General features: G+C 72.9%; 17 protein-coding genes and 5 tRNA genes. 7 read left to right on the top strand and 15 right to left on the bottom strand.

Annotated elements, in window-relative coordinates; genetic code table 11:
• The first annotated feature begins 134 nt into the window (after positions 1-134).
• Complete coding sequence (locus ACQP2P_RS10065) at positions 135-1031, top strand: glycosyltransferase family 2 protein (protein ID WP_433614932.1); 897 nt, start codon at positions 135-137, stop codon at positions 1029-1031.
• A 552-nt stretch (positions 1032-1583) separates the two neighbouring features.
• Here the strand turns inward: ACQP2P_RS10065 and ACQP2P_RS10060 are convergent.
• The 9 genes from ACQP2P_RS10060 to ACQP2P_RS10020 form a co-directional block, all read right to left on the bottom strand.
• Positions 1584-1669, bottom strand: a tRNA-Ser gene (locus tag ACQP2P_RS10060).
• 18 nt (positions 1670-1687) lie between these two features.
• Positions 1688-1772 (bottom strand) — tRNA-Ser (locus tag ACQP2P_RS10055).
• Positions 1773-1979: 207 nt separating this feature from the next.
• Positions 1980-2052, bottom strand: a tRNA-Leu gene (locus ACQP2P_RS10050).
• Between the two features lies 1 nt (position 2053).
• A tRNA-Ala gene (locus ACQP2P_RS10045) sits at positions 2054-2126 on the bottom strand.
• A gap of 283 nt (positions 2127-2409) precedes the next feature.
• The gene (locus ACQP2P_RS10040) at positions 2410-2853 is read right to left on the bottom strand and encodes an HNH endonuclease (protein ID WP_433614930.1); all 444 of its coding nucleotides are present in this window, start codon (positions 2851-2853) and stop codon (positions 2410-2412) included.
• Between the two features lie 58 nt (positions 2854-2911).
• A tRNA-Leu gene (locus ACQP2P_RS10035) sits at positions 2912-2984 on the bottom strand.
• A gap of 283 nt (positions 2985-3267) precedes the next feature.
• On the bottom strand, positions 3268-3888 hold the full coding sequence (locus tag ACQP2P_RS10030; protein WP_433614928.1) for a hypothetical protein: 621 nt from the start codon (positions 3886-3888) through the stop codon (positions 3268-3270).
• Positions 3889-3970: 82 nt separating this feature from the next.
• Positions 3971-4381, bottom strand: a complete 411-nt coding sequence (locus ACQP2P_RS10025) for a response regulator (RefSeq protein WP_433614926.1) — start codon at positions 4379-4381, stop codon at positions 3971-3973.
• A gap of 59 nt (positions 4382-4440) precedes the next feature.
• Positions 4441-5160, bottom strand: a complete 720-nt coding sequence (locus tag ACQP2P_RS10020; protein ID WP_433614925.1) for a hypothetical protein — start codon at positions 5158-5160, stop codon at positions 4441-4443.
• A gap of 488 nt (positions 5161-5648) precedes the next feature.
• Between ACQP2P_RS10020 and ACQP2P_RS10015 the strand changes: the two genes are divergently transcribed.
• Positions 5649-6614, top strand: coding sequence for a sodium:calcium antiporter (locus ACQP2P_RS10015; protein ID WP_433614923.1), 966 nt, complete (start codon positions 5649-5651; stop codon positions 6612-6614).
• Positions 6615-6649: 35 nt separating this feature from the next.
• Positions 6650-7036: an STAS domain-containing protein gene (locus tag ACQP2P_RS10010; RefSeq protein ID WP_433614921.1), complete on the top strand. Its 387-nt coding sequence runs from the start codon at positions 6650-6652 to the stop codon at positions 7034-7036.
• On the opposite strand, the gene ACQP2P_RS10005 is transcribed toward ACQP2P_RS10010, so the two are convergent.
• The 4 genes from ACQP2P_RS10005 to ACQP2P_RS09990 form a co-directional block, all read right to left on the bottom strand.
• On the bottom strand, positions 7033-7722 hold the full coding sequence (locus ACQP2P_RS10005; RefSeq protein ID WP_433614919.1) for a hypothetical protein: 690 nt from the start codon (positions 7720-7722) through the stop codon (positions 7033-7035). The genes ACQP2P_RS10010 and ACQP2P_RS10005 overlap by 4 nt on opposite strands.
• A 470-nt stretch (positions 7723-8192) precedes the next feature.
• Positions 8193-8852, bottom strand: coding sequence for a hypothetical protein (locus ACQP2P_RS10000; protein WP_433614917.1), 660 nt, complete (start codon positions 8850-8852; stop codon positions 8193-8195).
• Between the two features lie 125 nt (positions 8853-8977).
• The gene (locus ACQP2P_RS09995) at positions 8978-10261 is read right to left on the bottom strand and encodes a citrate synthase (RefSeq protein ID WP_433614915.1); all 1284 of its coding nucleotides are present in this window, start codon (positions 10259-10261) and stop codon (positions 8978-8980) included.
• 236 nt (positions 10262-10497) lie between these two features.
• Entirely contained in the window at positions 10498-11796 is a 1299-nt protein-coding gene (locus ACQP2P_RS09990; RefSeq protein ID WP_433614914.1) for a hypothetical protein, read from the bottom strand.
• A gap of 76 nt (positions 11797-11872) precedes the next feature.
• Here ACQP2P_RS09990 and ACQP2P_RS09985 point away from each other — a divergent pair, with 76 nt between their 5' ends.
• Genes ACQP2P_RS09985 through ACQP2P_RS09975 form a run of 3 tightly spaced genes read left to right on the top strand, consistent with a single transcriptional unit; the run spans position 11873 to position 14362 of the window.
• Positions 11873-12547, top strand: coding sequence for a uracil-DNA glycosylase (locus tag ACQP2P_RS09985; protein ID WP_433614912.1), 675 nt, complete (start codon positions 11873-11875; stop codon positions 12545-12547).
• Position 12548: 1 nt separating this feature from the next.
• Positions 12549-13685, top strand: coding sequence for a MacS family sensor histidine kinase (macS, locus tag ACQP2P_RS09980; RefSeq protein WP_433614910.1), 1137 nt, complete (start codon positions 12549-12551; stop codon positions 13683-13685).
• Between the two features lie 44 nt (positions 13686-13729).
• Positions 13730-14362: a response regulator gene (locus ACQP2P_RS09975; RefSeq protein WP_433619082.1), complete on the top strand. Its 633-nt coding sequence runs from the start codon at positions 13730-13732 to the stop codon at positions 14360-14362.
• On the opposite strand, the gene ACQP2P_RS09970 is transcribed toward ACQP2P_RS09975, so the two are convergent.
• Positions 14359-14682 carry a hypothetical protein gene (locus ACQP2P_RS09970; protein WP_433614908.1) on the bottom strand — a complete coding sequence of 108 codons (324 nt, stop codon included), beginning with the start codon at positions 14680-14682 and terminating at the stop codon, positions 14359-14361. The genes ACQP2P_RS09975 and ACQP2P_RS09970 overlap by 4 nt on opposite strands.
• Positions 14683-14791: 109 nt before the next feature.
• Between ACQP2P_RS09970 and ACQP2P_RS09965 the strand changes: the two genes are divergently transcribed.
• Positions 14792-18238: an SCO7613 C-terminal domain-containing membrane protein gene (locus ACQP2P_RS09965; protein ID WP_433614907.1), complete on the top strand. Its 3447-nt coding sequence runs from the start codon at positions 14792-14794 to the stop codon at positions 18236-18238.
• Positions 18239-18262: 24 nt separating this feature from the next.
• On the opposite strand, the gene ACQP2P_RS09960 is transcribed toward ACQP2P_RS09965, so the two are convergent.
• The gene (locus ACQP2P_RS09960; RefSeq protein ID WP_433614905.1) at positions 18263-19153 is read right to left on the bottom strand and encodes a Gfo/Idh/MocA family protein; all 891 of its coding nucleotides are present in this window, start codon (positions 19151-19153) and stop codon (positions 18263-18265) included.
• Positions 19154-19164 lie beyond the last annotated feature (11 nt).

The raw sequence follows: 19164 nt of genomic DNA, 5'->3' as shown, positions 1-19164 counted from the left end.
GCCTGCGCGCGTATGCACGGCCTGCGCGGTTCGATCGTTTGGCTGCGCGCGTGTGTGCGACTCGCGGGTTGGGGGTGGCCGGTCGTGCGGATGTGAGTGCGCGGTCGTGCAGTTCGGGTCGTTAGGATCGCACGGTGCTCGACATCATGCTGCCGCACTACGGTGAGCTGCCCCTGCTCAAGATCGCCGTGGAGAGTGTCCTCGCGCAGACTGATGAGCGGTGGCGGCTCACCGTGTTCGACGACAATCCGGCCGAGCGGGTGACCGGCGTACCCGAGTACTTCGCGGGGCTGGACGATCCGCGCGTGCGGTACGAGCGGAATCCCCGGAACCTGGGCATCACCCGGAACTTCCAGCAGTGCGTGGACCGGGCCGAGGCGCCGTTCATGGTCATGATGGGGTGCGACGACGTCATGCTGCCGGGGTATGTCGCGCGCGTTCACGCGCTGATCGAGCAGTACCCGGACGCGGTGCTCGTGCAGCCCGGCGTGGAGGTCATCGGGACCGACGGGGCCGTGGTGCGCACGCTGGCGGACACGACGAAGCGGAAGGTGTACGCGCCGAAGATCGACGGCACCGTGCGCATGGCCGGCGAGGAGCTCGCGGTCAGTCTGCTGCGCGGGAACTGGCTCTATTTTCCGTCGCTGGCCTGGCGCACGAGCGAGGCGCAGGCGGTCGGGTTCGACCTCGAGCTCACGGTGATCCAGGATCTCAAGCTCATCCTGGCGCTGGTGAGCCGCGGCGGGTCGCTGGTGGCCGACTCCGAGGTGGTGTTCCAGTACCGGCGGCACAACGAGAGCCTGTCCGCCTCCTCGGCGGTGACCGGCGGCCGTTTCAGCGAGGCTCGGGCGTTCTTCCTCTCGGCGGCGAAGGACATGGACGCGCACGGGTGGCCGCGCGCCGGGAAGGCCGCGCGGTGGCACCTGTCCTCGCGCATCCACGCGCTGACGATGCTGCCCGCCGCGGCCAAGCAGCGCAGTGCCGGGAGTGTGCGGGTGCTGACGAGGTACGCGTTCGGCAAGCCGCGCTGACCCCAGGGCGCGGGGCGACCGATGCGCACAAGCGACCGCGCGGAGCGCACGAGGCGGCACGGTTGCGCGGTTCGCACGGTTGCGCGGTTGCGCGGTTGCGCGGCGGCGCGGTTGCGCGGTTGCGCGGCGGCACGGATCGCACGGTTGTGCGGTTGTGCGGCGGCACGGCTCACGCGGCGGCGCGGTTGCACGGCTCGCGCGGCGGCGCGGTTGCGCGGTTGGACGATCGCGGCGTGCACAACATGCATCGCGCTGTGGCGCGTGTTCGTGCAGTCCGGTGATGCACGACCGAGCGAGCGGAGCCGAGCGAGCATGGCCGCGTAAGGCGGCGCGCAGATGCCTCATCGGGTGTCCGGATATCCGGGGGCCGTTCGTCGTGCTCTTGAGACGACAAGCAGTCGGGCTCTCGAAACGACGAAGGAGTTCTCGATGTTGCCGGTGTGGCAGGAGATGGCCGTGAATGCCTCCGCGCGCGCCGAGGCCGATGCGAACCTCGGCCGCCTCGCGAAAAGCGCTCTGCGAGCCCTCCAAGGGCTCCGCACAGCGATCCTGCGGGAAGGGTGGGAGTCGAACCCACACGGGCGTGAACCCAACGCCGTTTTCGAGACGGGTGCCGGCACCAATCGGCTGGCCTTCCCAGATGGGGTGCACTGTCGCGGAAAGTGAGGGGATCGAACCCCCGCGGGGTTGCCCCCGTCGACGGCTTAGCAAGCCGCAGCCTTACCTCTCGGCCAACCTTCCACTGTCGGACCGGCCCGAACCGGAGCGACGAAAGACGCCGAACCAGCCAAGACCGGAGCAACGAACACATCCGACCGGCCAGAGCCGGCAGCGACGAACACATCCGACCGGCCCGAACCGGAGCGGCGAAAGACGCCGAACCAGCCAGAGCTGGAGCGACGAACACGTCGGACCGGCCGGGGCCGGGGGCGACGATGACGTGCGAAGTACCCGGAAGAGGATTCGAACCTCCAACCTTCTGGACCTGAACCAGACGCCTCTTCCGTTGGGCTATCCGGGCGTGGACCCGACCGGACTCGAACCGGTCGCCTCCGCTTTGCAAAAGCGGCGCTCTTCCTGATGAGCTACGAGCCCTCGTTGGCCGAGATGCGAAACCGTGCAACCGCGTGGACCACGCCGCCAACCGCGTGAACCGCGCCGCGAACAAAACCGAACAAAGCGAACAAAGCGGACCTACAAACCAGACCGACACAGCGGACCGACACAGCGGACCGGCACGGCAGACCGGCACAGCGGACCGGCACAGCAGACCGACGAAGCAGACCGACGAAAAGCAGGCGAGGCGAACCCGCACCGCGCCCTGGAGGCCCCGGCGAAGCCGGCGGTAGCGAAGGAGCCGGCCCGCCGGGGCCATCGTTCAGCGCTGGACCAGCGCGTGCCACGTCGGGATCGACGGCCGCACGCGCAGCACCATGCCCGCTTCGGCGGGGGTGCGATCGCCCTTGCGCTGGTTGCAGGCCGTGCAGGCCGCAACGGTGTTCTTCCAGGTGTTCCGGCCGCCGCGGGAGCGGGGCTGGATGTGGTCGATGGTCGTCGCCTCGGTGCCGCAGTAGCCGCAGCGGCGGCCGTCGCGGGCGTGGACGCCGGCGCGGGACCACGCCGGGCCGCCGGTGAAGCGCCAGCGGGTGACGACGTAGGACACGAGCCGTACGACCCGTGGGAGCGGATAGACCCCGATCAACCGGTCCGGCTCCGCCTCGTGCACGACGGCCACCTCACGCAGGAGCATGCGGATGGCGTGGCGGAGTGAGACCCGGTGCAGGGGTCCGAGGTCGGCGTTGAGAACGAGAACCGCGGTCACCGGGCCTCCTCCCTTCATCTGCACTGCGAAACCGACTACCAAACCAAACGATCTTGCGTACCGCGAGCGGGATTCGAACCCGCACCGATCCCCTTTTGAGGGGGACGCCTCTGCCGTTGGGCTATCACGGCATTCATAGACATCAATGCAAATGGCACGGAAAAACCGCCCGGCAACAGCTCGGGCGGCTGGTGTGACGCGAGGTCGAGCCTCTAGTCGAACCACCTGCCCGTGCTCGTCGACAAGGCGCTGAGCAGCGATGACCAGCCGTCGGCGGACAGCCGCACGGCGGCACCGGTCGCGCGGAGCGCTTCCAGTCGCAGCTCGCGGTGCCCGTTCATCGTCCGATCTCCTCTGCTCGTTGTCGCCTTGACGTATGCAAAGATAGGCTCGCCGCCGCACCGGCGCAAGCGATTAAATGGCGGCGGTGTAATGCGCGAGGTACAGGTTCATCTCGTCGGTGGGCTCGTCGCCCTCGTTGACGCTGAACCACAGCGAGTTCTCCAGCCAGAACCGGTGGATGAACTGCTCGAAGGAGTCGGCGACGTGGACCATGTTGGCGATGAGGGTCTCGCGGTCGACGTCCTCGAGGCCGACGATCTCCAGCAGCCACGGCGAGGCGATCACGAACGGCTCGGTGCCGGGGCGCAGGTAGAGGTACCAGATGACGGCGTCCTGCTGATCCCGCAGGAACCGCACGAGCTGGGCGGAGGGCTCCACCGGGCTCGGGACCGGGCGCGGGGCCAGGTCGAAGTCGCAGCCGGTGCAGGACGGGATGGCGTCCATCAGCACCTGGCTGCTCATGAACCGGGCGAACGGCACCGGCAGCTCGATGTGCTCGGCCAGCGCGGCGACCTCCATGGCCCGCAGCGGGTCGTGCGGGGCGCCGGGGACCAGCCAGGAGAAGGTGCCGTCGCAGCGTGACTCGTCGACCGCCGGCAGGCTCTCGGTGGAGTAGAGCTCGTAGGTTCCGATGCTCGCCCGGGCGGCGCCCAGGTCCGTGCCCCACCAGCCGTGCGGGAAGTCGATCGTCATGGGTCGCACGGTAGTTCGGCGCGTGGGGTTCTTCCGTCGCCTATCGGACCCAGTGTCGTGCCTTTCCTGAGAACCTCGCAGATCAGGCGGTCACCGCGGGCTCGGCGCCGGCCAGCGGTACGAGTCCGAGGTAGGTGAGCTTGTCGATGATGGCCTCGGCGGTGAACGGCTTGATCACGTATTCGTGCGCCCCGGCGGCCAGGGCCCGCACGATCTGGCCGTGCTCGCTCTCGGTGGTGACCATCATGAGCGTCATCTGGCGCAGATGCTTCTGCTTGCGTACCGCCATGACGAACTCCAGCCCGTTCATCTCCGGCATGTTCCAGTCGATGAGCGCGAGCGCCGGCTTGAGGTCGTCGTCCCAGATCACGTCGAGCGCCTCCTTGCCGTTCGTGGCCTCCCGGACCTCGAAGCCGAGGGGCAGCAGGATCCGTCTCAGGATGCCTCTCATCGCGCGCGAATCGTCGATGACCATGGCGAGCGTGTTGTCCATGCAGGCGCCTCCTCCGGGTGCATGATCGGCACCGGCCGGAGGCACCTGAGTATTACCAGCTAGGGAGCCTTGCTGGTGCGTTTGAGCTGGATTGTGGTGATCTGGTTGGTGAGGCTCATGGCCACGGGGCCGCAGTTGACCTGCATCGGCGGGGGGACGCGGGCCTCGAGCTTGCCCTTGTAGTCGACGTGGCCGTTGCGGATGAAGGTCTCGGTGCCGTCGGGGCGCGGCGAGGAGTAGGTGACCGTCCGGCCGTCGAACTTGAACTGGTAGGAGATGAAGCCCTCGAAGATGTACTCGAACTGGGTCGAGCCGTTGCTGCCGCGCAGGTGCATGCCGTCGCCGTAGTCGATCACGACCCGGCCGCTCTCGTTGTACCGGTGGTAGGCCCCGTTCCCGGTGAACTGGAACGTGCCCGTGTTGATCACCGTGACCTGCTCGGCGTGCTGCTCTTCGAGGAACACGCCCCAGATGCACGGCACGGCGGTCGCGCTCGGGGCCGCGCTGGCGGAGGCGGAGCCGCTCGGGCCGGGGAGCCCGCCGAGCGCGCCGGTGGGCTCCGGGGTCGGCTCGTCCTCGGTCGGGGCGACGCTCGGGGCCGAGACGGGGTTCTCGCCGCCGGTCAGGCCCTGGTCCGCGGGCTTCCCGCCGCCGGCGGTGACCGCGTAGACGATCACGCCCCCGACGAGCAGCAGCGCGACGACGCCGAAGATGATGCCGGGGATCAGCAGCGGGTTGCGCGGCCGCGGCGGGGCCGGGGGCGGCGGATAGAACGGCATCGGCGCCGGCGCCGGTGGCTGACCGTGACCCGGGCCGTAGCCGGCGGGCTGGACCGGCGGCCCGGCAGCCGGAGCAGGAGCAGGAGCGGGAGCGGGACCCGGCGTGGGAACGGGACCCGGAGCAGGAGGCGGGGTCTGGCCGCGGTGCAACTTGCAGCCGACACAGAAGCCGCCCGAGTCGACGCCCTCGGCCCCGCAACGTGGACAACGCACCTGATCGCTCCCTCCGCCGGGAACACAATCTACCCCGGCGGTCCAAAGTGGAGGCAGGTCGCGAAGCTGCGGAAGCACAGCGCTGGAAACATGGTGAGACCGGCGTCCACGGGGGAAGACGCCGGTCTCGATGAAAACTGTAGAACGCGGCGCGCCTTTGCGCCAGCGGTGGAGGCTGTCAATCCGCCGGAACCGGTTTCGGATTTTCACCCGGCCCAGCGCGGAGCTCCCGGACCGGTATGGTGTCGTGCCAGGCGCGGTGGTGGAGGAGGCGGATGTCGACCCTGTTCGTGGCCGGGCTCGGCATCGTGGGCCTGGCGCTGCTCACCGTGGGCGCCGACCAGCTCGTCGTGGGCGCGGGCCGGCTCGCGACGGTGCTGCGGGTCGCGCCGGTGGTCGTCGGGGTCGTGGTGATCGGGCTGGGCACGAGCGCGCCGGAGTTCGTGGTCTCGGGCACGGCTGCGGTGCGGGGCAACGCCGGGCTGGCGCTGGGCAACCTGGTCGGGTCGAACATCCTCAACGTGACGCTGATCCTGGGCGTGGTCGCGGTGGTCTCGCCGGTGCTGGTGCGCTCGTCGGTGCCGGTGCGCGAGGCGCCGCTCATGGCCGCCGGGGTCGCCATCTTCGGGGCGTTCGCGCTGGTCGGGTTGAAGTTCGTGGCCGGTGTACTGCTGGCCGTGCTCGGCCTCGGAGCGCTCTGGCTGCTGGTGCGGCTGTCGCGGGTACCGCCGGATGATCCCCTGCCCGATGACGTGGCCGCGTTCGTGGAGCCGCCGCCCGCCCCGGGCCGGTGGTGGGTCGAGGCGACGCGGTGCGCGGTGGGCCTGGCCGCGACCCTGGGCGGCGCGCAGCTGCTGGTCGCCAACGCCTCCACGCTCGCGCACCGCTGGGGCGTCAGCGACACGGTGGTCGGCTTCACGATCGTGGCCGTCGGCACGTCGCTGCCGGAGCTGATGACGTCGGTGCAGGCGCAGCGGCGGGGCTGGGGCGACCTGATGGTCGGCAACCTGCTCGGCTCGAACCTGTTCAACAGCCTGGTCGGCGGGGCGGTCGTCGGGATCGCGGCCGGGCGGCAGACGATCGCGCCGTTCGGGTTCCTCGCGGTGACCGCGATGGTCGTGGCCGGCATCCTCGCGTGGCTGCTGCTCAAGCGGGGCAATCGCATCACCCGGCCGGAGGCTTGCGTGCTGCTGTGCGCGTACGCGTTGATGCTGCCGCTGTTGATCTCCGCCAGCGCGTGACGTTTCCGGTTCCGCACGCTGGGTACGCGAACTGAATGGGCGATGCGATGGTCCGGACCCACCAGTCCGGCGAGGTACCCGGCGGAACGGTCGTGGTGGAGGTGCTCGGCCCGCTCGAGGCGGCCACCGTGGGCGCGCTGCGCTCCGTGGTGCTGGACACCGTGGCGGTGTACCGGCCCCGGCTGCTCGCGATCGACCTGCGCCGGGTGCCGTTCATGGACTCGATGGGCATCGGCGCGCTGGTCGCGGCGAGCAACAAGGTACGCGAGGTCGGCGGCAGCATCGAGGTGCGCAGCCCGTCACCGTTCGTGCACCGGCTCCTGCAGATCACCGGGCTGACCGAGGTGTTCGGCCTGCCCGACCTGCCCGTTGACGCGCCCGTGTCGGGCGCGCCCGTCGAGCTCGGACGGGACCCGCGCTAGAAACGGTCGACCGTGATGGTGGACACGCCACCCGCGGCGTCCACGTCGTAGCGGTCCGTGGCGGTGTCCCAGCCGCCGGTGCCGAACGCGGTCCCGGCGGAGATCCCGGTGTGCTCCTCGCCGTCGAGGGCGACCCGCCCCGCTCCCCCACCGGCCCTGACCCGCACCAGCACCGAGCCGGGTGCGTGGACGCGCACGGCGCTCGCCCCGCCGTCGACGCGCACCGGGACGGTGCCGGCCGGCGCGGGCAGCGCGAGGTCGATGGCGGAGACGCCGCCGACGTACTCGACGCTCGCCAGGTGGCGCAGCTCCCGCAGGTCGGCCGCGTTGCTCTGGCTGCCGCCGGTGAAGCGGACGTCCCAGCGCACGTCCCGGTTGAGCCGGATCGTGACGGTGGCGTCGCCGCCGGTGAGGTGGACCTCGACGCGGTCGCGGGTGCCGGTGACCGCCGGGTGCTGGGCGCTGTCGACGCGGAACAGCGTGTCGCCCAGGTCGGCGGCCTGGACGGTGACCGAGGCGGCGCCGGTGACGAGGTCCAGGGTGGCGTGGTCGCGGCCGTCGACGGCGCCGGTGACGGTGCTGGCCGCCCCGCCCGCGCGCTCGCCGGCCAGCCGGGACCGGAGGGCCACCGCGACGGCGGCGATCACGATCAGCGCGACGATGATGAGGCCGCCGATGAGGTACACCGTGCGAGGCGGCGGACCCGGGGGCGCGGCGGAATGCTCAATCGGTCGCGTATCGACGGATGCCATGCCGTTCTGGTGTCCCGGCGGGTCGCGGGACAAACCCTCGGCGCGAAATGCTCGAGCGCGAATTCGGGCGCGGAAGCCAAGACCGGGGCCGCCGCCACGGGGGAAGCGGCGGCCCCGGCTGTCCTTGGGTTGCAGGAAATGTACTCCCCCGACCCGGCTCTGCACAGCCCCCAAACCGTGCCGTCTTCCCGACCGTCCAATGTAGATCAGGAGCGCGTATCCGTTGCGCCACCAGGGATTCCCAAGCCGAAGATCAAGAAGGGTTCTTGACGGTTGCCGGGCAGCATGCATTTGCCGGCGGCGATCGTCACGAGGACAACGGCGCGGGCTGCCTAGAAGCGCTCCCATCAATCGACCGCCGACAATTCGACCGCCGTCGCGGCGAGAGCCGGGGCGGCCGTGACTCAGGTCAGCTGGGCGGCGCGGCGACCGGCCTCGGCCGGGGTGAGCAGCTCCCCGTCGAGGACGACGGCCCAGAAGGCGTCGAGCGGGATGCGCTCGAACAGCGGGGAGCCCAGGCCCTCGAAGACGTCCTCCGGCACCAGCTTCAGCGAGGTGGTCACCACGATCGTGGGGATGCCGCGGGCCAGCTCCAGGGTGCCCTTGATGTTGAGCACGCGGGTGGGGCTGATCGCGTCGGCGCCGGCCAGGCCCGTGACGGGCTCCAGCCCCTCGGTCCCCGGCGCGTCGACGGTGCCGGCGGGCAGGGCGGCGACGACGGCCTTGACGAGGGCGCTGCTCGGGGCCGTCCGGACCCAGCCGCCACGCTGCTCGAGGACTCTCGTCGCGATCGCGACCGAGCGGGCGACGTCGTGGTCGAGCTGCTCGCGGATCGCGCGCAGGGCCGGGCCCGGGTCGGCGCCGCCCGCGGCCCGGGCGATGTGCCACATCGAGGCGTACCCCGGCAGGAGCCCGGGCAGCGGCGCCACCATCGCGCGCAGGGTCGCCGGATCGTGCACGAACTCGGCGAGCCCGTCGAGGACCTGCCGGGCCACCCCGGTGGCCCCCGACGTGCGGTCCTGCACTGCCGCGGTCAGTAGCGGCGACAACGTTGGCGCGCTCATGCTGGCTCCGTATGCTCACTCGTCCAAAACGGACATCGACCCCAGACAGACCCATGTATGAGACAGCCGGGGTCGATCTCCGTCAAGTAGACAAACGAGCAAGAACCACTTGGCGCAGCGGGTCTTTACCGTGCGGCAATCGGCGTGTAATCGCGGGCGCCGTAGCCGGTGTAGACCTGCCGCGGGCGACCGATCTTGGTCTCCGGGTCGTTGATCATCTCGCGCCACTGCGCGATCCAGCCGGGCAGGCGGCCGAGCGCGAACAGCACCGTGAACATCGTCGTGGGGAAGCCCATGGCCTTGTAGATCAGGCCGGTGTAGAAGTCGACGTTCGGGTACAGCTTGCGCGAGACGAAGAAGTCGTCGGCCAGCGCGATCTCCTCGAGCTGCATGGCCAGGTCGAGCAGCGGGTCGGGCGTCGCCATCCGGCCGAGGACCTCCTGGGCCGCCTTCTTCACCAGCGCCGCGCGGGGGTCGTAGTTCTTGTAGACGCGGTGGCCGAAGCCCATGAGGCGGACGCCCGCCTCCTTGTTCTTCACCTTGCGCACGAACGACTGGATGTCGCCGCCGTCGGCGTGGATGTCCTGCAGCATCTCCAGCACGGCCTGGTTGGCCCCGCCGTGCAGCGGGCCGAAGAGCGCGTTGACGCCGGCCGAGACCGAGGCGAAGAGGTTGGCCTGGCTGGAGCCGACGAGGCGCACCGTGGAGGTGGAGCAGTTCTGCTCGTGGTCGGCGTGCAGCAGCAGGAGCATGTCGAGGACCTTGACCGCGACCGGGTCGATCTCGTACGGCGTGGACGGGACGCCGAACGTCATGCGCAGGAAGTTCTCGACGTAGCCCAGCGAGTTGTCCGGGTAGAGCATGGGCTGGCCGATGGCCTTCTTGTACGCGTACGACGCGATCGTGGGCACCTTGGCCATGAGCCGGATGGTGGAGATCTCCACCTGCTCCTTGTCGAACGGGTTCAGGCTGTCCTGGTAGAACGTGGACAGCGCGCTGACCGCGGAGGACAGCACCGCCATCGGGTGCGCGTCGCGCGGGAAACCGTCGAAGAAGCGGCGCATCTCCTCGTGCAGCAGCGTGTGGTGCTGGATGCGGTTGGTGAACTCCTCGAGCTGGGTGGGGCTCGGCAGTTCGCCGTGGATGAGCAGGTAGGAGGTCTCCAGGAAGGTGGACCCCTCGGCCAGCTGCTCGATCGGGTAGCCGCGGTAGCGCAGGATCCCCTCGTCGCCGTCGATGTACGTGATCGACGAGACGCACGAGGCCGTGTTCACGAAGCCGGTGTCGAGGGTGACCTGGCCGCTCTCCTTGAGCAGCGACCCGATCTCGAGCCCGCCCGGGCCCTCGGTCGCCTTGCGTACCTTGAGCTCGAGCTCGCCGTCGGGGTATGTGATGTTGTACTCACTCATGCGCGTCGTTCCCGTCTCGTCCCGCAGTCCGGCTCCTGGCCGCGGCCGCCATTGCCCGCGACCGGCGCTTATGGCGCCTCCGCGCAGGATTACACGTGAACCCGGCCCACCGTTCGGCGGGGCGCGTCACTGCGATATTTCCTACTCGTGACATCCGGTCGCGCCCGAAAAACCATCGTCGCATCGACCTCGCGGCCGGACCATCTTTCTTCGCCCCGGTTCCTATGGACTTTGCCTCACGGCGCGCTGATCGGCTCGAGCGTCACCGTGTGGATGCGCCGGCCCTCGACCCCCCGTTGCAGCAGCATGTTGCGCATGACGCCGACGGCCAGGGGACTGCCGCTGAGGTACACGTCGTGCGCGGTCCACTCCCCGAAGTCCACGACCACCTGCGGCAACGAGCCGCTCGTGTAGGGATGCGCGGGCCCGCGGGCCACCACCGCGTGCACGAACGCGTGGGCGCAGCGGGCCGCGTGCTCGCGCAGCGACTCGAGGTCGTAGAGGTCGTCGCGGGTCGACACGCCCCAGAACAGGTGCACGACCCGGTCGTCGCCGCGCTGGGCGAGCTCGCTCAGCAGCGCCTTGACCGGGGTGACGTGCACGTCCTCGGCGACGATGAGGATCGCCCCGCCGGCGCCGGCCTCGATGACGAAGTCGCCCTCGGCCCGGTGCAGGCGGATCGGGTCGCCGACCCCGCCCTCGCGCACGAGCGCGCCGGTGGCCGCGTCGCCGGGCAGCGCCTGCACGTGGATCTCGATGTGGTGGTCGGCCGCGGGCGGGTCGCCGATCCAGCAGGCCCGCCAGGCGCCCGGCACCGTGTGGCACTCGACGATCGCGCGCTGGCCGGCGCGGAACGGGTACGGCAGCTGCGTGCCGACCGTGAGCACGGCGACGTCGTCGCGGCGCCGGTCGTGGCCGAGGATCGTGCCGGTCCAGAACGGGGTCTCGCCGGCGTGCAGGTGGGCGCCCTGACGCAGCCAGCCGACCCCGAAGCGCCAGGCGTCGCGCCAGGCGCCGGCGTCCTCGTCGCTCCAGCGCTCGCCGCGGGTCTCGCGCGCGGCCGCCACCAGCGCGTCGCCGAACAGGTCGAGCTGGCGCGGCCGGGCGCCGATGAGCGCGTCGAGCGCGGGCGCGAGCCGGCCGAGGGCGGGCACCACGACGCTGGGCTGGTCGAAGTGCTCCAGCAGCCAGACCAGGCCCCGCTCGGCCGCCGCCGGGTCCTGCACGAGCGCGGTGTGCAGGACGGTGCGCTGCTCGGCCGGGGTCTCGGCGAGGCGGCGCACGATCCCGCTCACGTCGCCGAGCGCGTCGCGCAGGCGGGCCTGCACCTGCGGCAGATAGCCCTGATCGCCCTGTTTCGGCCCGTCCAGCGGCCCGTCTTGTGCAAGACTGTCCTTTGGCTCGGGGGATTTGCGCCGTTGAGGCGATTCACGCTCTTTCGGCTTTTCGTCCCCTTGTTCGAGCCGCTGCCGCCACGACCACAGCACCGTGAGCGGCTCACCGCCGTTGCTGCCCACGGGCCCCACCTGCGTCATGGTCCGATTTTATCCGGATAAATCCGCTTTACGGCCGGTACTAAAAATGTCGCACCCTGCTCGTAGAGTGCCGTGCATGTCGTTGGATCTGCTGGAGCTCCTCCCCGCCGGCTGGCGTGACGTGATGAAGCCGTATCTCGACCTCGACGTCGTGCAGCGCCTGCAGACGTTCGTCGAGCATGAGTACGCGACGGAGACGGTGTACCCCCCGCAGGAGGACCTGTTCACCGCCTTCCGGCTGTGCTCGCCCGAGCAGGCGCGGGTGGTGATCCTGGGCCAGGACCCGTATTTCAAGCCGGGCCAGGCCCACGGGCTGAGCTTCTCGGTGCGCCCCGGCGTGACCGTGCCGCCGTCGCTGCGCAACGTCTACAAGGAGCTGCGCGACGACCTCGGGGTGACCCCGCCGGCCAACGGCGACCTGACCGGCTGGGCCGCCGACGGCGTGCTGCTGCTCAACACGCTGCTGACCGTGCGGGCCGGCAAGGCGGGCACGCACGCCGGGAAGGGCTGGGAGCACTTCACCGACGCCGCGATCCACGCGCTCAACGCGTTCCCCCGGCGCGTGGTCTTCGTGCTCTGGGGCGCCCCCGCGCGCAAGAAGGCCGCGCTGGTCACCAACCCGCAGCACGTGGTCGTCGAGGCCGGGCACCCCTCGCCGATGAACCCCGCCGGGTTCCTCGGGTCGCGGCCGTTCAGCAAGATCGACGCGGCGCTGGCCGAGGCCGGGCTGCCGCCGGTCCACTGGGTCTGACATGACCGCCGGCGGAGACGAGCGGCGCCGCCTGCCCGGCCTCGAGGGGCCGCTGTGGCGGGCGCTGCTCGTGTTCCGCATCACCGCGCTCGGCTACGCCGCGGTGCTCATGGTCAACAACTTCCGCGAATACGCCTGGCCGCCGGGCGGGTGGCTGATCCTCGCGGTGATGACCGTGTGGACGGTGGTGGCCAGCCTCGGCTACGCCCGCCGGGAGCGCCGCGGCTGGCCGCTGCTCGTCGCCGACCTGGCGGTCGCCGCGGCCTGCCTGCTCGCCTCCCGCTGGATCGTGCAGCCGGCCGGGCTCGCCGTCGGGGCGCCCACGCTGCCGATGGCCTGGGTCGCGAGCCCGGTCGTCGCCTGGGCCATCGCCGGCGGCCGCCGCCGCGGGGCCGTCGCCGCGATCCTGCTCAGCATCGGGGACATCGTCGTGCGCGACGGCCTCAGCCAGGCCACCGTCAACGGCCCGGTGCTCATGATCCTGGCCGGCATCGGGGTCGGGCACATCGCGCGGCTGGCGATCGACGCCGAGGCCCGGCTGCAGCGGGCCACCGAGCTCGAGGCGGCCACCCGGGAGCGGGAGCGGCTGGCCCGCGGCATCCACGACTCGGTGCTGCAGGTGCTCGCGCTCGTCCAGCGCCGCGGGGCCGAGCTCGGCGGCGAGGCGGCCGAGCTCGGGCGGCTGGCCGGCGAGCAGGAGTCGGTGCTGCGGTCCCTGGTCGCCGCCACCTCGCCGGCCGCGCCCGCCGACGCGGCGACCGACCTGCGGCCGCTGCTGGACGCGTTCGCCTCGGCCACCGTGACGGTCGCGGCCCCGGCCACGCCCGTGCTGCTGCCGGCGTCGGTGGCCGGCGAGGTCGCGGCGGCGGTCGGCGCGGCGCTGGACAACGTCGCGCGGCACGCGGGCGACGGCGCCCGGGCCTGGATCCTGCTCGAGGAGCTCGACGGCGAGGTCACGGTGTCGATCCGCGACGACGGGGCCGGCATCCCCGACGGGCGGCTGGCCGAGGCCGAGCGCGACGGGCGGCTCGGGGTCGCCCAGTCGATCCGGGGCCGCATCCGGGAGCTGGGCGGCGCGGTGAGCGTGACGTCGGGGGCCGGAAACGGTACCGAGGTGGAACTCACCGTGCCGCGCTGAGCGTTTATGGTGCTTGGGTGGACAGCGGGGCGAATCTGCGCGTGATGGTGGTCGATGACCATCCGATGTGGCGCGAGGGCGTGGCGCGCGACCTCGCCGAGGCCGGCTACGAGGTGGTCGCCGCGGTCGGCGAGGGTGCCCAGGCGGTGCGCATCGCCGGGTCGGTGCGCCCCGACGTCGTGGTGCTCGACCTGCAGCTGCCCGACCGGTCCGGGGTCGAGGTCATCCAGGGGGTGCTGGCGTCCTGCCCGCAGGCGCGGATCCTCATGCTGTCGGCGAGCGGGGAGCAGCAGGACGTGCTCGACGCCGTGAAGGCCGGGGCGACCGGCTACCTCGTCAAGTCCGCGGCCCGGGAGGAGTTCCTGGCGGCCGTGCGGCGCACCGCGCAGGGCGACCCGGTGTTCACGCCGGGGCTGGCGGGCCTGGTGCTCGGGGAGTTCCGGCGGCTGGCGAGCGTGACGCGGGCCGAGGACCCCGACGCGCCGCGGCTCACCGAGCGCGAGACCGAGGTGCTGCGGCTGGTCGCGAAGGGCGTGACGTACAAGGACATCGCCGAGCGTCTGGTGCTGTCGCACCGCACGGTGCAGAACCATGTGCAGAACACGCTGGGCAAGCTGCAGCTGCACAGCCGGGTGGACCTCGTGCGCTACGCCATCGAGCGCGGCCTGGACGCCTAGGCCCGGTCCTGGCCGCCGTCCTGGACCCGCATGATGTCCAGCAGGTAGTGGCCGAGCACGACGTTGTGGTTCAGGTCCAGCACGATGACCAGGAAAACGTTCGCGCGCTCGCAGTTGACGAGCACGTGCTGGCGGTTGCCCCGGGGCATGTGCCAGGCGTACGTCACCTGGCCCTCGGAGAAGTCGTGGCCGCGCAGGTCCGCCTCGGGGATCTCGTCGAAGTAGGGCCAGAAGTCGAACGGGGGCTCGTCGTCGGGTCCGAGCTGGACCGGCTCCGGCTCCATCGTGGCCCGGTACTCGTCCTCGCTCAGCAGCCGCATCACGACAGCATGCCCCTTGATCACGCGGGACCCCAATCGCGGGTACTCAGGCCCGGTTGAGTAGCCGAGCCGATGCGGCCTCGCCACCCGCCGCGGCACCCTGTTGGGCATGGTGAGCTACCCGTGCCCGTTCTGCGGCGCGCCGGCCGGGCTGGAGTCCGGGTGCGGCGGCTGCGCAAGGCCGCCCTTTCCCGACGCGGCGGAGGTCGTACGGCTCAATGCGCGCACGCGCGAGCTGTACTCGGAGGTGGAGGCGGCCCGGGCGCGCTTCGGCTCGGCCGTGCTGGCGTACAACGCGGCGGTGTCGCAGCGCAACCTGCTCGCCGCGCGGGTGAAGGCCTCCGTGGCCACCGCCGCACCGCGCCCGCCGGAGAAGACTCCCGCGGCCACCACTGCATCGGCCACCACTGCTCCGGCCGCCGCTGCCCCGGCGCTCGCCGGTGGGTTCGAGCGGCGGCCCGAGGCGGCGCCGCGAACCGTGCAGAACCTGCTGTTCGTGCTCGGCGGCCTGCTCCTCGGCGCGGCCGCCATCGTGTTCACGGCCGTCGCCTGGGCGAGCTTCGGCGTGCTCGGGCGCGCGGCCGTCCTCGCGGTCGTCACGCTGCTCACGCTCGCCGTGCCGCCGCTGACCCAGCGCCGCGGCCTGCGGGCTACCGCCGAGACGTTCGCCGCGCTCGGGCTGCTGCTGGTGGTGCTCGACGGGTACGCCGCGTGGTACGTCAACCTCGCCGGCCTGGCCGACGCCGCCTCCCCCACCACGTACGCGGGCATCGTCTTCGCCCTCGCGGCGGTGGCCGGCGGCGGGTACGCGGCCCTGACGAGGCTGCGCGCCCCGGCCCTGGCCGCGGTGCTCGCCGTCCAGCCCGTGCTGCCGCTGCTCGCCCTGCACCGCGGCCTCGGGGCGACCGGCTGGACGCTGGTGTTCGTGCTCGTCGCGGCGGCGGACGCCGCGCTGGCCAACCGGCTCGCACGGCCGGGCGCAACGGTGGCCTGGGTCGCGTCGGGCCTGGCGGTGCTGGCGGCGCTGCCGCCGGCGCTGCACGCGCTGGCCACGCTCGACGGGGTGCCCGCGGCGCTGCGGATCGCGGGCGTGCTGGCGGCGCTGGCCGCGCTGGTGCTCGCGGCCGGGGCACAGCACCCGGGCACGACGCAGCCGGCCGCCGGGGTCGCCGTCGGGATCGCGGCGGTGGGCCTGGCCCGGCTGGTGGCCGAGGTGGTCCCGGGGCAGCGGTACGCGGCGTTCGCCGGACTCGGGCTGGCCGTCGCGGCCCTCGCGCTCGTCGCGCCGGGCCGGGTGCGGGCCGGGGTCCGGGCCGGGGCGCTCGTGGTGGCCGGCGGGCTCGCGGTGCCGTACGCGGGGTTCGCGCTGCTCGCCGCCGCCCGCACCGCCGTGCACGCGCTGCCGGCGTGGCACGCGGCCGGCCCGGCGGCGGGGCGGCTCTTCGACTGGCAGGAGCCGGTTGCGCTCGTCCTGCTCGCCGGGGCGGTCTGGCTGCTGGTGCGGCATCCCGCCGTACCGTGGACGGCGCTGCTGCTCGTGACCTTCGCGGCGCCGTCGGCGTTCGCGGACCCGGGCCCGGCGCTCGCGGCCCTGGCGGACGGGATCGCGCTGATGATCATGGCCGCTGTCGCCGTCACGGCCGCAGGCGCCGTCGTCAAGCCGGCCGAGGGCGCGAAGGTGTGGAGCCCCGGGTTGCTCGCGCTGCTGGGTATGCCCGTCCTGGGGGCGCACCTCGCGGTCGTCGGGCTCGTCTCGCCCGCCGTGACCCTGGCCGCCTACGCCCTGCTCGGCGTGGTGGCCGCCGCGCTCGCCGCCCGGTCGGCCGGGCCCGCGACCGGGTTCCCCGCCGCCGTGCTGGGGCTGCTGGCCCTGCCCGTCGCGGGGGCCGCCGGGTTCCGGCTCGCCGGGCTGGGCACCACCGCCGTTCCCCCGGCGCTCGCCGGCGCCGCGGCCGGGCTCGCGCTGGTGCTGGCCGCCGCGCTCGCGCTGCACGACCGGGCCTCGGGCTCGGGCCGGGGCTGGGTCTCGGGCGCGGGCACGGTCGCGACCGCCACGGCCGGGGCCGGGGTCACGATCGCGGCGGCGGTCGCGGCGGCGGCGAACCACGGCGCGACCTGGTTCGGCACGTTCGGCGCGGCCGCCCTCGCCGGCACCTGGGCGGCCGCGCGCGCGTTCCGCCCGGCTCGGGTGCGTGGGCGGCACGCCGTGGCCGCGGTCGTGCCGGCGCTGCTCGCGACGGTGTCGCTGGTGCCGGCCGTGCTCGAGGCGCTGCTGCGGCCGCTCGGCTGGGTCGGGGCGATCTGGCGGGGCGCGCCCGGCGGGGTGGGGCTGGGACCGGACGGTACCGCATGGTGGCGGGACCAGCCGTCCGCCTTCGGGGCCTCGGCCTCGGCCGTCACGCTGGCCGTGCTCGCCGGGCTGGCGGTGCTCGTCGCCGGGCGGTTCGGGATGGCCCGATGGAGTCTCGCGGCTCCCCCGGCGCTGCTCGCGATCGTGCTCGGCTGCGTCGCGGCCGGGACGCCGTGGCCGGTCGTGCCCGCGGCCACCCTCGCCACCGGGCTGACCACCGCGCTCGGGGCGGCGCTGCGCCGGCCCTCGCGCGGCACCGCCATCGCGGCGGTCACCTGCTGGTTCGGGATCGTGCCGGGGCTGGCGGGGCTGCTGGCCGCGGCCTGGTCCACCCTCGCCGGGCTCGGGCTCGTCGTGGCGGCCGCGGTCGTGGCGGGGGTCGCGGGGCGCACCGCCGTCGCGCGGGGCACGGGCTGGACCGTCGCCGGGATCGCCGGCGCATGGCTGGCGTTCGCGGCCGGGCGGGCCGCGGGACTGCCGCTGACCGCCACCGCGTACCTGGTGCTGGCGGCCGCGGGGCTCGCGCTCGGCGGGGGCTTCCTGCTGCGCGGGCGCGGGGCCGAGGCGCGGCCGCTCGACGGTGTCGCGCACGCCGCGGCGGTGGTGGCGTTCCTGCTCGCGACCGGGGACGTCGCCGCGGCCGGTGGGGTCGCGGGGCTGTGGGGCGTGGCGCTCGGGCTGCGCGGGCTCGGCGGGCCGGCCCGGATCGCCTACGCCGCGGGGGCCGTCGCCGCCGAGCTGGTCGCCTACGAGCTGGTGCTCGTCGCGCGGGAGGTGTCGCTCGCCGAGGCGTACACCGCGCCGGTCGCGCTGGCCGCGCTCGTCGCCGGGTGGTTCGCGGCGCGGCGCAACCCGGCGCTGACCAGCTGGACCGCGTTCGGGCCGGCGCTGCTGGCCGGGCTGCTGCCCAGCCTGGCGCTCGTGATGACCACGCCGGGGGCGCCCGGGCGGCGGCTGCTGCTCGGGGCCGCGGCCGTGGCGGTGGTGCTGGCCGGGGCCCGGCTGCGGCTCAAGGCGCCGATCGCGGCCGGCGGGGCGGTGCTGGCCGTGCTGGCCTGGCACGAGGTGCTGCTGTTCTGGGACTACCTGCCGCGGTGGGCTCCGCTGGCGGTGGCGGGGGCGCTGCTGGTGGGGTTCGCCGTGACCTACGAACGGCGGATCCGCGACCTGACCCGCCTCCGCGACGCGATGGGCCGGATGCGCTGAGCGCACCCGGCCCCGCGACGGCGCTCAGACGGTGACGATCGTGGAGGAGCTGCGGGCCCGCTCGGCGGCGGCCAGGATGCGGGTCACCTGCGCGCCGAAGGCCGCGTCGCACGGGTGGGGCCGGCCGGCGGCCGCGTCCATCAGGGCGTTCACGGCGTTGCCGAAGGCCTCGACCTGGGTCGCGTTCCACTCGGGCAGGGTGGTGGCGCCGTGCTCGCCGAAGTAGGCGAAGCCGAAGCTCGTCGCGTCGGGCGCCGCGTCCAGCGTCAGCGAGAGGGTGCTCGCGGCCCCGCCCTCGTGGCGCAGCAGCAGGTGGGCGGTGTCGCGCGGGCCCTCGGCGGCGGAGAGGTCGACCACGGGGCCGAGCAGCGGCAGGATCACCGAGAGGGCGTGCGGGCCGAGGTCCCACAGGCCGCCGTGCTCCTTGCGCCAGACCGAGCCGGCGTAGGGGTTGCCGGGCTGGAAGATCGACGTGTACATCGTGCCGTGGGCCGCATACCAGCCGCCGAGCTGCGCGTTGGCGGTCAGGAAGCTGTCGACCGACGGGACGAAGCGGTTGGTGAAGAAGACGACGGAGGCCACGCCGGCCGCGTCGGCCGCCGCCACCACCTCGTCGGCCGCGGCCGGGTCGAGGGCCAGGGGCTTGTCGAGCAGCAGGTGCTTGCCGGCCTGGGCCGCCTTCACGGCCAGCGGGGCCTGCACGTGCGGGGGCAGGGCGATCGCGACCGCGTCGACCTCCTTGAACAGGGCGTCGACGTCGGTGTACGCCGGGACGCCGTAGCGCGAGCCCAGGTCCTCCGCCTTGTCGGCGCTGCGGCCCCAGACGCCCGCGAGCGTCGCCGAGGGGTGCGTCGCCAGCGCGGCCGCCTGCGTGACCGTCGCCCAATGTCCCGTGCCCAGCACACCGAATCGCATCGGACCATTCT

The sequence above is a fragment of the Dactylosporangium sp. CA-139114 genome (assembly GCF_050955725.1).
Classification (GTDB): Bacteria; Actinomycetota; Actinomycetes; order Mycobacteriales; family Micromonosporaceae; genus Dactylosporangium.
The sequence above is the reverse complement of the archived record's forward strand: the minus strand, read 5'-3'. Positions and strand labels throughout refer to the sequence as shown.